This window comes from Cellulomonas cellasea, from assembly GCF_006538745.1.
In the GTDB taxonomy this organism is placed as follows: domain Bacteria; phylum Actinomycetota; class Actinomycetes; order Actinomycetales; family Cellulomonadaceae; genus Cellulomonas_A; species Cellulomonas_A cellasea.
This window is the reverse complement of sequence record NZ_BJLR01000038.1, coordinates 1-13,672: the sequence shown is the minus strand read 5'-3', so window position 1 is coordinate 13,672 and position 13,672 is coordinate 1. Positions and strand designations below refer to the sequence as shown.

12 protein-coding genes and 1 pseudogene are annotated in these 13,672 nt (G+C 76.4%); 9 read left to right on the top strand and 4 right to left on the bottom strand.

Annotation, left to right across the window (positions count from 1 at the left end; all coding sequences use genetic code 11):
* Positions 1-74 precede the first annotated feature (74 nt).
* From CCE01nite_RS19400 to crcB, 3 genes and pseudogenes are all read left to right on the top strand, one after another.
* Positions 75-1,117: pseudogene (locus CCE01nite_RS19400) on the top strand (LacI family DNA-binding transcriptional regulator).
* Positions 1,114-1,542, top strand: a complete 429-nt coding sequence (locus tag CCE01nite_RS19395) for a fluoride efflux transporter FluC (protein ID WP_052104305.1) — start codon at positions 1,114-1,116, stop codon at positions 1,540-1,542. Before CCE01nite_RS19400 ends, CCE01nite_RS19395 begins: the two are co-directional and overlap by 4 nt.
* Positions 1,539-1,928, top strand: coding sequence for a fluoride efflux transporter CrcB (gene crcB, locus CCE01nite_RS19390; RefSeq protein ID WP_034632657.1), 390 nt, complete (start codon positions 1,539-1,541; stop codon positions 1,926-1,928). The genes CCE01nite_RS19395 and crcB overlap by 4 nt, the downstream gene beginning before the upstream one ends.
* Positions 1,929-1,990: 62 nt before the next feature.
* On the opposite strand, the gene CCE01nite_RS19385 is transcribed toward crcB, so the two are convergent.
* Positions 1,991-5,317: a bifunctional proline dehydrogenase/L-glutamate gamma-semialdehyde dehydrogenase gene (locus tag CCE01nite_RS19385; protein ID WP_034632653.1), complete on the bottom strand. Its 3,327-nt coding sequence runs from the start codon at positions 5,315-5,317 to the stop codon at positions 1,991-1,993.
* Between the two features lie 202 nt (positions 5,318-5,519).
* On the opposite strand from CCE01nite_RS19385, the gene CCE01nite_RS19380 reads away from it, so the two are divergent.
* The 6 genes from CCE01nite_RS19380 (at position 5,520) to CCE01nite_RS19355 (ending at position 11,751) form a co-directional block, all read left to right on the top strand.
* Positions 5,520-6,314, top strand: a complete 795-nt coding sequence (locus CCE01nite_RS19380) for an AraC family transcriptional regulator (protein WP_246056761.1) — start codon at positions 5,520-5,522, stop codon at positions 6,312-6,314.
* Positions 6,315-6,474: 160 nt separating this feature from the next.
* Positions 6,475-7,266: an aldo/keto reductase gene (locus CCE01nite_RS19375; protein WP_034632651.1), complete on the top strand. Its 792-nt coding sequence runs from the start codon at positions 6,475-6,477 to the stop codon at positions 7,264-7,266.
* On the top strand, positions 7,263-8,339 hold the full coding sequence (locus CCE01nite_RS19370) for a M15 family metallopeptidase (protein ID WP_141372881.1): 1,077 nt from the start codon (positions 7,263-7,265) through the stop codon (positions 8,337-8,339). Before CCE01nite_RS19375 ends, CCE01nite_RS19370 begins: the two co-directional genes overlap by 4 nt.
* Positions 8,340-8,444: 105 nt before the next feature.
* Positions 8,445-9,788: a Glu/Leu/Phe/Val family dehydrogenase gene (locus CCE01nite_RS19365; protein WP_141372880.1), complete on the top strand. Its 1,344-nt coding sequence runs from the start codon at positions 8,445-8,447 to the stop codon at positions 9,786-9,788.
* Positions 9,789-9,965: 177 nt separating this feature from the next.
* Positions 9,966-10,646, top strand: coding sequence for a DUF4291 domain-containing protein (locus tag CCE01nite_RS19360; RefSeq protein WP_141372879.1), 681 nt, complete (start codon positions 9,966-9,968; stop codon positions 10,644-10,646).
* A 43-nt stretch (positions 10,647-10,689) separates the two neighbouring features.
* On the top strand, positions 10,690-11,751 hold the full coding sequence (locus tag CCE01nite_RS19355; RefSeq protein WP_141372878.1) for an LLM class flavin-dependent oxidoreductase: 1,062 nt from the start codon (positions 10,690-10,692) through the stop codon (positions 11,749-11,751).
* Between the two features lie 121 nt (positions 11,752-11,872).
* On the opposite strand, the gene CCE01nite_RS19350 is transcribed toward CCE01nite_RS19355, so the two are convergent.
* The 3 genes from CCE01nite_RS19350 to CCE01nite_RS19340 all read right to left on the bottom strand — a co-directional run.
* Positions 11,873-12,349, bottom strand: coding sequence for an META domain-containing protein (locus CCE01nite_RS19350; protein ID WP_170223998.1), 477 nt, complete (start codon positions 12,347-12,349; stop codon positions 11,873-11,875).
* A gap of 68 nt (positions 12,350-12,417) precedes the next feature.
* Positions 12,418-13,086, bottom strand: a complete 669-nt coding sequence (hemQ, locus tag CCE01nite_RS19345; RefSeq protein ID WP_246056763.1) for a hydrogen peroxide-dependent heme synthase — start codon at positions 13,084-13,086, stop codon at positions 12,418-12,420.
* Between the two features lie 152 nt (positions 13,087-13,238).
* Positions 13,239-13,672 (bottom strand): ferrochelatase (locus CCE01nite_RS19340; protein WP_174774718.1); only part of this gene is annotated, 434 nt, incomplete at its 5' end.

The window sequence follows — 13,672 nt, the reverse complement described above, 5'->3', positions numbered from 1 at the left end:
CCATCGCCCCCGCGCGGCTGACAGCACGCCGCGCAGCACGCTGCTACCGCAGCCTCACGAGGGGACGACGACCAATGGTGGTCGACAACACCACGTTCCGGAACGACGTCGGGCGCCCTCCTGCACCCACTCTCGAGCAGGTCGCCGAGAGGGCCGGGGTCTCCCGCTCGACCGCGTCGCGCGCCATCAACGGCGGGCTCCGCGTCTCCCCCGAGGCGCAGGCATCCGTCGAGGCCGCCGTCGCGGACCTCGGCTACACCCCGAACCGTGCGGCCCGCTCGCTCGTCACGAAGCGCACCGACTCGATCGCGCTGGTGGTCCCCGAGCCCGACGAGCGCATCCTGTCGGACCCGTTCTTCGCGGGGACCCTGAACGGCCTGAGCACCGCGCTCGCCGACTCCGAGCTCCAGCTCGTCCTCGTCATCGCGCGCCCGGGCGACAGCGCCCGCACCATCCGCTACCTGCGCAACGGCCACGTCGACGGCGCGATCGTCGTCTCGCACCACCGGGACGACGAGCTCGACCGGGCGCTGCAGCAGTCGCGCCTGCCGAACGTCTTCGTCGGCCGCCCGCTCTCCGACGAGGGCGACACCCAGTACGTGGACACCGACAACGTCGCCGGCGGCCGGATCGCGACGCAGCACCTCATCGACCTGGGCCGGCGCCGGATCGGCACCATCGCCGGGCCGCTCGACATGTCCGCCGGCATCGACCGGCTCGCGGGCTGGCGCGAGGCCGTGCGCGGCGCGGGTCTCCCCGAGAACGCCGTCGTGCACGGCGACTTCACGATCGCGTCGGGTGCCGCGAGCGCGCGGCGGCTGCTCGAGGCGCACCCCGACCTCGACGCGCTGTTCGTCGCGTCGGACCTGATGGCGGCCGGTGCGCTGGGCGTGCTCGCCGAGCTCGGGCGCGACGTGCCCGGAGACATCGCGGTCGTCGGCTACGACAACCTCGGGGTGTCGATGTCGACGAACCCGCCGCTCACGACCGTGATCCAGCCGGTCGTGGCCATGGCGCGGGCGGCCGGCGTGCGGCTGCTCGAACAGCTCCAGGGGTCCGTCATCGGCGGAGAGCCGCTATCTTCGCACCGGAGCTCGTGATCCGCGCCTCCGCGTGAGCCTGCGCCTGTCGTTCGCCCTCGTGGGCGTCGGGGGCGCGGTCGGTGGCCTCGGGCGCTACGCGCTGACCTCCGCGTTCCCGGAGGCGCCGGGAGCCGTCCCGTGGACGACGTGGTCGATCAACGTCACCGGCTCGTTCCTGCTCGGGCTGCTCGTCGCGGGCGTCGTGGGCCGCCGGCTCGCACCCGCGTGGGTCCGGCCGGCGCTCGGCACCGGGGTGCTCGGCGGGTACACGACCTTCTCGGCGTACGCGCACGCCCTCGACGTCCTGGCCACGGACGGGCACGTGGGCACCGCGGCGGGCTACCTCGTGGTGTCCCTCGTCGGCGGGGTCGTCGCGGCCGCTGCGGGGGTGGCGCTGGGTGCGAGGCTGCCCGCCCGGACGCCGCCGGCGGCGGACACCGGCGCGGGGGGTGCGCCGTGAGCCTCTGGGTCGCGCTCGGGGTCGGTGTCGGCGCGGGCCTCGGTGCGCAGCTGCGGTACGCCGCCGAGCTCGTGCGCGCGCGCGACCGGCGACGCCGCGGGCTCGGGCGTGCGACGTTCCCGTGGGCCACGCTCACGGTCAACGTCGTCGGGTCGGTCGTGCTCGGCATCGTCGCGGCGCTCGTCCTGCGCGGCACGCTCGACGCGGGCTGGGGCACCGTGCTCGGCGCCGGCTTCGCGGGCGGGCTGACGACGTTCTCGACGTTCAGCCTCGACGTCGTCGAGCTGTGGCGTCAGCACCGGACGCTGCGGGCGGTGCTGGACGTGGCCGCGCACCTGGTGCTCGGGGTCGGGGCGGCGGTCGCGGGGTTCCACCTCGTGGCGTGAGGTAGGCCGGACCGCCCGCAGTCCCCCGTCGCGCCGCCTCCGTCTCTCGCCGCCCCCGTCAGTCAGCCCGCCGCGTGCGCGTCGCTCCCGGGGACGGAGCCCGGTAGGTGGCCGAAGCGGTGCAGCGTGCGGCTCACCGCCTGCTCGCGCACGACCGTGAGCAGCTCCCGGCGGGCGCTCGCGAGCACGGGCCCGTCGAGCACCGTGACGGTGCCGAGCCGGGTGCGGGCCGCCTCACGCAGCCCCGGAGCGGCGCCGACCACCCGGATGCGCCCGGTCACGCCGCCGTCGCGCACCCGGGCGGCGAACGCCTCGTCTGCCTCGCCCGCGACCCGGCTCACCGCGACCGGGACCCCGGCGCGCCGCGCCGCCGCGAGCACCCGCGCGAGGTCGCGGTCCCGCGCACCCGTGCCCACGCGCACCGTGAGGTGCTCGACGGGCCGGTAGCGCAGCAGGTTCGCCTCGACGCTCAGGCCGCTCGGGTCGTGCTCGACCGACAGCTCGTCGGCCCACCACCGGGCGTCGTCCTCCTCGGCCCAGGCGAGCCACCCCGCGTCATCGGACGGCACGTCGGGCGCGTCAGCCCAGTCGCCGAGCTGCGCGACGTAGTGCGGCCCGCCGGCCTTGGCGCCCGGCCCGACGACGGAGGCCTTCCAGCCGCCGAAGGGCTGGCGCTGCACGATGGCGCCGGTGATGTGCCGGTTGACGTACGCGTTGCCGACCTCGACGCGGTCGAGCCACGTCGCGATCTCGTCCTCGTCGAGCGAGTGCAGCCCGCCGGTGAGCCCGAACGCGACGGCGTTCTGCACCTCGATCGCCTCGTCGAGCGTCGCGACGCGCAGCACCCCGAGCACGGGGCCGAAGACCTCGGTCGTGTGGAACGCGGAGCCGGGCGCGACGCCGTGCTTGACGCCGGGGGTCCACAGCCGGCCCTCGTCGTCGAGGCGGCGCGGCTGCACGAGCCACCGCTCCCCCGCGTCGAGGGTCGTCAGCGCGTGCAGCAGCTTCCCGGACGCGGGCTCCGTCAGCGGTCCGACGGTCGTCGCGAGGTCCGTCGCGGGACCCACGCGCAGCGACGTGACCGCGTCCGCGAGCTGGCGGCGGAGGCGGTCCGACGTCCCGGCGGACCCGACGAGGATCAGCAGCGACGCCGCGGAGCACTTCTGCCCGGCGTGCCCGAACGCGGAGCGCACCACGTCGGCGACCGCGAGGTCCACGTCCGCCGACGGCGTCACGACGATCGCGTTCTTGCCGGACGTCTCGGCGAGCACCTCGAGGTCGGCGCGCCACGACGCGAACAGCTCGGCGGTCTCGATCGAGCCGGTGAGCAGCACGCGCGCGACCGACGGGTGCGTCACGAGCCGCCGGCCGACGTCGCCCTCGGGCGAGAGCACGACCTGGAGCACGTCGCGCGGCACGTCGAGCTCGTCCATCGCCCGCTGCACCGCCGCCATGGCGACCTGCACGCAGCGCGGGGTCGGCGGGGCGGGCTTGACCAGGACGGGCGACCCGGCGGCGAGCGCCGCGAGGACCGAGCCCACGGGGATCGCGACCGGGAAGTTCCACGGCGGCGTCACGACGGTCACGCCGCGCGGGCGGAACACCGCACCGGGCACAGCGCCGTCCGCGAGCTCCTCCGCGCGGTCGGCGTAGTAGCGGGCGAAGTCGACGGCCTCGCTGACCTCGGGGTCGGCCTCGGCGACCGTCTTGCCGGCCTCCTGCACCATCGTCGCGACGAGGTCCCCGCGGGCGTGCTCGAGGTGCAGCGCGGCGCGCCGCAGCACCCGGGCGCGGTCCGCGGGGGCGGTCGTCGCCCAGCGCTCGCGCACGGCCTCGGCGCGCGCGACGGCGTCGTCGACGTCCTGCACGGTCGTGATGCGCACGGCGTCGGGCGCCGGGACGTCCCGGACCAGCAGCTCGGCGGCCCAGGCACGGGACTCGGCGACCGCCGGGTCGGTGTCGGCGGCGTTGCGGAACGGCTCGCCGGCGCGGGGCTCGGTCGGCTCGGGTCGCGGGCGGCGCTGCGGCGGGGTCGTCGGCTCCTGCGACGCGTGCACGGAGTCGCGGAACGCCCGGCGCTGGGCGTCGAGCGGGTCGGCTGCGGGGCCGGCGGGGGCGAACATCGCGTGCAGGAAGTTCTGCGGCGCGGCGTTCTCCTCGAGGCGGCGCACGAGGTAGGAGATCGCGACGTCGAAGTCCTCGGCCGCAACCACGGGGGTGTAGAGCAGCACGTTCCCGACCTCGTCGCGCACCGCGCGCGCCTGCGCCGGCGCCATGCCCTGGAGCATCTCGACGTCGAGCGCCTCGGTGACGCCGCGCTCCTGCGCGAGCCGGTGCCCGAGCGCGACGTCGAACAGGTTGTGGCTCGCGAGCCCGATCCGCACGTGCCGCGTGCGCTCGGCGTGCAGCGCGCGGTCGAGCAGCCGGACGTAGTTCGCGTCGACCTCGGGCTTGCTGCGGTAGGGCGCCTGCACCCAGTCGTGCAGCTCGGCCTCGACCTTCTCCATCGCGAGGTTCGCGCCCTTGACGAGGCGGACCTTGATGCGCGCCCCGCCGGCGAGCGCGCGGCGCCGGGCGATCTCGGTGAGCTCGTCGAGCGCGGCGACCGCGTCCGGCAGGTACGCCTGCAGCACGATGCCCCACTCGGCGTCGAGCAGCTCGGGCTCCATCACGAGCTGCTCGAAGACCTGCACGGTGAGCGCGAGGTCGCGGTACTCCTCCATGTCGAGGTTGAGAAAGGTCCCGTGGGTCGCGGCCGCGCGGTACAGCGGGCGCAGGCGGTCGACGACGCGGTCGCGGCTGCCCGCGGTGTCCCACGTCGAGAGCTGGCTCGCGACGGCGGAGACCTTGACCGACACGTAGTCGACGTCGGGCCGCTCGACGAGCGCGCGCACGCGCTTCAGCCGGCTCGCAGCCTCCTGCTCGCCGAGCACGGCCTCCCCGAGCAGGTTGAGGTTGAGGCGGAACCCGTCGGCGCGTGCTCGGGCGATGTGCGCCCCGAGACCCGGACCCGCGTCGGCGACGAGGTGCCCGACGAGCTGGCGCAGGCGGTACCGCGCGGCGGGGACGACGACCGCGGGCAGCACCGGGGCGACGCGGGCGCCGACCGCGAGCATCGCCCGGTCGACCGGCCCGAGGAACCCGCCCGCCGCCGACGTGTACCGGGTGAGGCCCGCGAGCTCGCGCGCCGCGACGTGCACGTCGTCGGGCCGCGCGACCCGGTCCACGAACCGCACCGCGAGCTCGAGGCCCGCGGGGTCGGAGACCAGCGCGGCGAGCCGGCCGCTCGTGCGGCGCTCCTGCTCGGTCTCGCCGTGCACCCCGGCGAGCGCCCAGCGGTCCGCGAGCTCGAGCGCGTCGTCGACCAGGTCCTGCGGCGTGGCGTCCATCCCCTCATCGTGCGGCTGGGGGTGGCCCGGCGTCTTGTCGTGATCCGGCACGCTGCGTGACGCGCTGTGCCGGTCGGGGCCACGCGGGCCCTGACCTGCGGCTGCGTCCCTGCGGCCACGTCCCTGCCGCGTGCGGGCGCCGCGTGGGCGTCACCCCCGCGTCACGCCCGACGTGCGCCGCGCTTGTAGCCTCCGAAGAGCCATGACCGCCGAACCCGACCGCCCGCGCCCGACCGCCGCTCCGGCGTCCGGGCCCACGCCGCAGAGCCGTCGCCTGCTCGACGCGCTCAGCCCGGCGATGCTCGCGCTGATGGACGAGCTCTCCGGCACGATGTTCTGCGCCAAGGACACCGACGGCCGCTACGCCGCGGTCAACCCGGTGTTCGTGGCCCGCACGAGCGAGCGCTCGCGCCGCGCGGTGCTGGGCCGGCGCGCCGAGGACCTGTTCATCCCCGAGCTCGCGCAGCACTACACCGCGCAGGACGCGCACGTGCTGGGCACGGGCCGGCCCCTGCGGCACCTGCTCGAGCTCGTGCGCCGAGCCGGCGGGGAGCCCGGCTGGTACGTCACGTCGAAGCTGCCGGTGCGCGACGGCGGCGAGGTCGTCGGGCTCGTGAGCATCTCGCAGGACCTGCGCACCGCCGACACCGGCGACGTCGCGGTCCGGTCGCTGTCGCGCGTCGTCGCGCTCGTCGAGGAGCGGCTCACCGAGCCCGTCGCCGTCGCGGACCTCGCGCGCGCCGCCGGGTGCTCGCCGTCGACCCTCGAGCGCCGCATGCGCCGGGTCTTCGGGCTTTCGCCGCAGCAGTTCGTGCTGCGGGCCCGGATCGACCACGCCGCGGCGCTGCTGACCACGACGGACGTCCCGCTCGCCGACGTCGCCGCCCGCGCCGGGTTCTACGACCAGGCGGCGTTCACCCGGACGTTCGGCCGGCTCACCGGCGAGACGCCCGCGCAGTTCCGCCGCCGGTCCCCGTCCGCAGCGCCGCGCGCGTGACCGCCCGGCGTCGAGCGGCGGTGGGCCCGTCGTCGCGCCGCGCGAAGGCCCGGCGCCGCGCCGCGCGCGGGCCTGCCGGGACGCCCTCCCCGGCGAGGTCGTGCGCCGCAGACCGGACGCAGCGGTCGACCCGCCGCGGACGCTGGCCCATCATGGACCGATGACGACGGCACAGATGCCCACGCTCGCGCTCAAGGGCGCCGACATCCCGCTCCTCGGCCTGGGGACCTGGCAGTCCGAGGGATCCGAGGCCGAGCTCGCGGTCGTCGCGGCGCTCGAGCTCGGCTACCGGCACATCGACACCGCGACCGGCTACGGCAACCAGGCGCAGGTCGGCCGCGCGCTCGCGACGCGCGGGAACGACCGCGACGACATCTTCGTGACGACGAAGCTGCCGCCCGACCACGCGGGCCGCGAGCGGCAGACCCTGATGGAGTCGCTCGCCGAGCTCGGCACCGACCACCTCGACCTGTGGCTCGTGCACTGGCCCCCGAACGGCGAGGCGACCCCGTCGACGTGGGAGGCGTTCATCGCCGCGCGCGACGAGGGCCTGACCCGGGCGATCGGGGTGTCGAACTACTCGATCGCCCAGATCGACGAGCTCATCGCGGCGACGGGCGAGGCCCCGGCGATCAACCAGATCCCGTGGAGCCCGTCGGACTTCGACGCAGACCTGCTCGCGGCCCACGCGGAGCGCGGCGTGCGCGTCGAGGGGTACAGCCCGTTCAAGCGCACGAGCCTCGAGGACCCGACGCTCGTCGCGATCGCGGAGGCGCACGGCGTGACGCCCGCGCAGGTCGTGCTGCGCTGGCACCTCGAGCACGAGGTCGTGGTGATCCCGAAGTCGACGAACCGGCAGCGGCTCGCGACGAACCTCGACGTGCTCGGCTTCGGCCTGACGCCGGACGAGGTCGCGCGGATCGACGGGCTCGGGGCGACCGCCGACCGATGACCCCCACCCTGGGCGGCCGACGGCGTCCGCTCGTGATCGCCCTCGGCGCGCTCGTCGTGGTCCTGCTGGTCGCGCTCGGCGTGACGCAGGTGCGCGCCGACCGCGCCGCGGCCGCACGTGCCGACGAGGCGCGCGCGGTCGCGGCCGCCCAGGTCGCGGCCGACGTCGCGCGCGAGCGCGCCGTCCGGGAGTCCGGCGTCGTGCACGCCGCCCGGCAGGGTCAGGCGCAGGCCCGCGAGCTCGCGGCGACCGCCACCTCGGTCGCGCCGCGGGACGCCGCCGCCCAGGCGGTGCTCGACGCGTCCGCGGGCAGGGTCGCCGACGAGGCGGTCCGCAGCGCGCTGCAGTCCGCGCTCGACGCGCTCCGCGCGCAGGTCGCCGCCGCACCGCAGGGCGCCGCGACGAGCGCGTCGATCCTCGCGGCCGCCGACGCGGTCGACGCCGCGAGCGCGACCGTCGCCGCGGCGCAGTCCGAGTGGGAGGCGGCGGCAGCGGAGGCCGCGGCACGCGCCGCACCGACGGCGACGGCGCGCCCGACGGCCCCGGCAGCCCCGGCGGACGAGCCCGCACCCGCCGCCGGCGGTCGTCCCGTCGACGCCGCGGGGAACGTCCTGTGGGTCACGTCCGTGCCGACGGCCGACGGCGACGGGTCGAACGGCAACCTGCCGATGTCGGCGATGTGCCGGATCCCGTGGGGCACCGACCAGCTCGGCTACGCGCAGTACCTGCGCTGCGACGCCGCGGAGGCGCTCACCGAGCTCGAGGCGGCGTTCCGTGCGACGTTCGGCGAGTCGATCGCGATGGACCTGACCTACCGCTCGTACGAGGACCAGGTCGCGATGAAGCAGGCGCTCGGCCCCCTCGCGGCGAGGCCCGGCACGTCGAGCCACGGCCTCGGGATCGCGTTGGACGTCCAGGAGTGGCCCGACGTATACGGCTTCGGGACCCCGCGCTACGAGTGGCTCGTGGCGAACGGCCCGACGTACGGCTGGTACGCCCCCGCGCGCGTGCGCGCCGACGCCGCGTACCCCGAGTACTGGCACTTCGAGTACGGCCCCGGGCGCTCGAGCTGACGGCGCGGACCCCGGCGCACGCGCACGCCGGGTGGTATGGTGGGGCGTGGCGCGACGAACCCGCCGTGCCACGTCGCGACCCCTGACCCCAGGAGGCACCCGACCATGACGGACACCCAGCCGTCGACGTCCACCGGCCCCGACGCCCCGGTGACCCCGGGCTCCCCCGCAGCCGGCACGAGCACGCCGCCCGACGGCGCACCGGCGCGCACGCGGCCGCTCGAGACGGCCCGCGCGCAGCTCGCGAAGGCCGTCGACATCCTCGGCTACGACAACGGCCTGCACCAGATGCTCGCAACCCCCCGGCGCGAGATCACCGTCGCCGTCCCGCTGCGCCGCGACGACGGCACGACGGAGCTGTTCACCGGCTACCGCGTCCAGCACAACATCTCGCGCGGGCCCGGCAAGGGCGGCCTGCGCTACGCCGCGAGCGTCGACCCCGACGAGGTGCGCGCGCTCGCGATGCTCATGACCTGGAAGTGCGCGGTCGTCGAGCTCCCGTACGGCGGCGCCAAGGGCGGCGTGACGATCGACCCGCGGCGGTACTCCGCCACCGAGCTCGAGCGCGTGACCCGGCGCTACACCAGCGAGATCATGCCGATGATCGGCCCCGAGCGGGACATCATGGCGCCCGACATCGGGACCGACGAGCGCACCATGGCGTGGGTCATGGACACGTACTCCGTCAACCGCGGGTACACGATCCCCGCGGTCACGACCGGCAAGCCGCTCGCCGTCGGGGGTTCGCTGGGCCGCGCGACCGCGACGTCCCGCGGCGTCGTGCACGCCGCGCGGGCGGCGCTCGAGGAGGCCGGCGTCGGGATGAACGAGGTCACGGTCGCGATCCAGGGCTTCGGCAAGGTCGGCTCGCACGCAACCCGGTTCTTCGCCGAGGGCGGCGCGCGCGTGGTCGCCGTCAGCGACGAGTACGGCGGCGTGCACGACCCGAGCGGCCTCGACGTCCCCGCCCTCCTCGCGCACGTCGCGGCGACGGGGTCGGTGACGGGCTTCGAGGACGCCGAGCCGATCGACAACACCGCGCTGCTGGCCCTCGATGTCGACGTGCTCGTGCCCGCCGCGGTCGAGGGGGTGCTCGACGCCCGGACGGCCCCGTCGGTCAAGGCGCGCTGGGTGGTCGAGGCGGCCAACGGCCCGACGACGCAGCGCGGTGACGAGCTGCTCGCCGAGCGCGGCGTGATCGTCGTGCCCGACATCCTCGCGAACGCCGGCGGCGTCGTCGTCTCCTACTTCGAGTGGGTCCAGGCGAACCAGGCGTACTGGTGGACCGAGCGCGAGATCGAGGAGCGCCTCGAGGGCCGCATGGTCAGCGCGTACGAGGCCGTGGCCCGCACCGCGCGCCACGAGGGGCTCTCGCTGCGGGACGCCGCGCTCACGATCGGCGTGCGCCGGGTGGCCGAGGCGCACCAGATCCGCGGGCTGTACCCCTGACGTGGTCCGCGGCGGGCGCCGCCGGGCGTCCGCCGCGACCCGGGCGCGGCGCGCCGACGCGCGGCGTCCTCGACGGGGTGCCGAGCCCCGGAATCCCGGTGCACGCCGCGCGCCGGGCCCCGTAGCCTGCGCCTGCGCGCGAGCACCGTGCGCGACGACGAGCCCGAGAAGGTGACCGTGCCCAGCGCGCCCGCGCCCCGATCGACGACCGGCGCCACGCCGCCGACCGCCCCCGCGCAGGACCCGCCGGCGCGTCAGGTGCGGGCCGACGCGGACGACACGACGCTCGTCGTCTACCAGGCCTACGCGCCGGAGATCGCCGAGCCCGCCCTCGCGGCGGGGACGTTCGTGACGCCCTTCCGGCGCGGCCGCATGACGTGGGTCAAGCCGTCGTTCCTCTGGATGATGTACCGCTGCGGATGGGCGACGAAGCCGGGTCAGGAGCGCGTCCTCGCCGTGCGGATCACCCGCGCCGGGTTCGAGGAGGCGCTCGCCGAGGCGGCGCTGAGCCACGCCGACCCGCGCGTGCACGCCGACCACGCCGCGTGGCGGGAGCAGGTCCGGCAGAGCCCGGTGCGCGTGCAGTGGGACCCCGAGCGCTCGCTCACCCTCGCGCCGCTCCCATGGCGCAGCCTCCAGGTCGGCCTCTCGGGCTCGGCCGTGGACCGCTACGTCGACGAGTGGGTCACCGGCATCACCGACGTCACGCCGACGGTCCGGCGCGTCCGCGGCCTGCTCCTGGACGGCGACGTCGACGCGGCCACCGCGGCGCTGCCGGTCGAGCGGCCCTACCCGCTGCCCTCCGCGGTGGCGGCCCGCATCGGCGCCGACCCGGGCGTGACCTCGCCCACGTCCTGACCGCCCGCGGGAAGCCTCCGCGCCGCACGCGCGTTGCCCCGAGGTGACCTCCTCGATCCCGCTGTCCGTCCTCGACCTCTCCCCCGTCGCCGCCGGCGCGTCCTCGCGTGACGCGCTGCTCGCGACCACCGAGCTCGCGCGCCGCGCCGACGCGCTCGGGTTCGCCCGGTTCTGGGTCGCGGAGCACCACGCGATGCCCGCCGTCGCCTCGACCTCGCCGGCCGTGCTGCTCGCGCACCTCGCGGCGGCGACCGAGCGCATCCGGGTCGGCTCCGGCGGGGTCATGCTGCCCAACCACCCCGCGCTCGTCGTCGCGGAGCAGTTCGCGATGCTCGAGGCGCTCCACCCCGGGCGCATCGACCTCGGCATCGGTCGTGCGCCGGGGGCGGACCCGCGCACGGCGGCGGCGCTGCGCCGCACGGTCGAGGGTCTGGGCGCCGAGGACTTCCCCCTCGAGCTCATCGACGTGCTCGCCCTGCTCGGCAGCGGACCCGAGGGGCACCCGCCGTCGGCCCGTGCCGCCCGCCTGACCGCGACGCCCGCGCCCACGTCGGCGCCCGAGGCGTGGCTGCTCGGGTCGAGCCTGTTCAGCGCGCAGCTCGCCGCGGAGCTCGGGCTGCCGTTCAGCTATGCGCACCACTTCTCGACCGGCCGCACGCACCAGGCCGCCGCGGCCTACCGCAGCACGTTCCGGCCGTCGTCCGTGCTCGCGCAGCCGCGCCTCATGGTGTCCGCGTCGGTGATCGTCGCCGACACCGAGGAGGAGGCGCGCTGGCTCGCCGGCCCGAGCCGCGTCATGGCCCTGAGCCTGCGCAGCCCCCGGCCGCTCGCGCCGATCGTGTCGCCCGACGACGCGCAGCGCATGCTCGCCGACCTCGACCCGGGCACGGCGGAGCTCCTCGCCCAGCTGCCCGGGACCCAGATCGCGACGACCCCCGAGCGCGCGGTCGCCGAGCTCGGCGACCTGGTCGCGCGCACGGGCGCCGACGAGCTCCTGCTCACGGCGACGACCCACGACGTGGCGACGCGGATCGCGACGCTCGAGGCGCTCGCCCCGCTGTGGGCCGAGGCCGACGTGCGGGCCGGGGCGCCGGCGGCACACTGACGCCCCGGCCCGAGGGCCTCGGCGCGCGCGACCGCAGGGACCTTCCGCGAGAGCGACAGGTCCCGCGTCGCCGCCCCGGGCCGGCCCGAGGGCACGGTCCGCGGGCGGTCCCGGGTGGGCCTCAGCGCGGGGCGCCGGGCTCCGGCTCGGCGGGCGCGTGCGGGGCGTCCGGGACGCGGGTGACGGGCACGAGGCGCGACTCGCGGCCCTGGGGGTCGGACAGCACCAGCACGACCCCCTCGACGGCGGCCGTGTTGCCCACGCCGTCGTGCGCCGCGGCGGGGCCGGCGCCGCCGGCTGCCGCGTGCTCCGCGCGGACCCGCACGTCCCCGGCGAGCAGCGCCAGCACGGCCTCCTCGCGCTGCGTGTGCTCGGGCGTGCCGGCCATGCGCGTGCTCACGACCGTCCCGAAGCGCAGGACGCCGTCCTCGAGGCGGTACGTCGAGCGCAGCCGGTTGACGCCGCCCGTCCCGTAGACCTGCCCGTCGGACTCGAAGGTCAGCGCGGGGCGCGAGCGCTCCGGGACGGCGCCGAGGGGCTCCCCCGCGACGTCGACGAACTGCCACGGCGCTGCGGTCAGGTGCACGGCTCCGGTCACGTGCCGATCATGGCACGCCACCGCGGAGCCGTCAGGACCCCGGGGCGAGCCGCGGAGCCCGCCCGCGCTCACTCGCGCGGCTGGCGCTCCGCCCAGTCGGCGAGCAGCACGCGCGGGCCCGTGTAGAACGGGACCTCCTCGCGCACGTGCCGGCGGGCCTGCGTCGCGCGGAGCTCGCGCATGAGGTCGACGATGCGGTGCAGCTCGTCGGCCTCGAACGCGAGGATCCACTCGTAGTCCCCGAGCGCGAACGCGGCGAGCGTGTTGGCGCGCACGTCGGCGTAGTCCTTGGCCGCACGGCCGTGCTCGATCAGCATCTCGCGGCGCTCGTCGTCGGGCAGCACGTACCACTCGTAGGAGCGGACGAACGGGTAGACGCACAGGTAGTCGCGCGGGTCCTCCCCCGCGAGGAACGCCGGCACGTGGCCACGGTTGAACTCGGCGGGGCGGTGCAGCGCGACGACGGACCACACGGGCAGCAGGTGCCGGCCGAGCGCGCTCGCGCGGAACCGCTGGTAGGCGCCCTGCACGGACTCGACCGAGTCGCCGTGCCACCAGACCATGAGGTCGGCGTCGGCCCGCAGGCCCGCGACGTCGTACCAGCCACGCACCACGAGGTCGCCGATCGCGGGCGTCGGGCCCTCGCCGCGCACGGCGGCCTCGGCCTCGGCGACGAGGAGCGTGCGCTCGTCGTGGTCCTCGGGCAGCGGCTGCTCGAGCGCGAACACCGAGAACATCGCGTACCGGATCGCGCCGTTGACCGCCTCGGCGACCTCGGGGGCGTGGCCGCCCTCGTGGTGCCCGTGCGCCCCCTGCGCGGCCTCGGCCCCGTGCGTCCCCTGCGCCGCCGCGTCGGGCGCGCCGGCGTCCGGCGTCGTGGGTCCGGCGCTCATCGCTGCTCTCCTGCGGTCTGCGGGGCGGTCGTGCCATCGACGGGGTCCGACCCGCAGGCCGCGGGCACCCCGTTGTCCTCGCCGGCGCGCAGGCGGCAGCACCCCGGCCGGCACACGTCGGGCCACGGGTCGAGCCCGCCGACGACGAGCCGCTCGACGTCCTCGCCGCGCTCCACCGCCGCGCGCTCGACCACGAGGTCGACGAGGCCCTCGACGAACGCCGCGCGCACCCCGACGGTGTCGGCGCGCACGGCCGTCACACCGAGCTCGGCGGCGGTCTCGAGCGCCTCGGTGTCGAGGTCGAACGCGACCTCCATGTGGTCCGAGATGAACCCGATCGGCGAGAGCACGACCGAGCGCATGCCCTGCGCGGCGCGCTCCGTGAGCAGGTCGTTCACGTCGGGCTCGAGCCACGGCTGGCTCGGCGGGG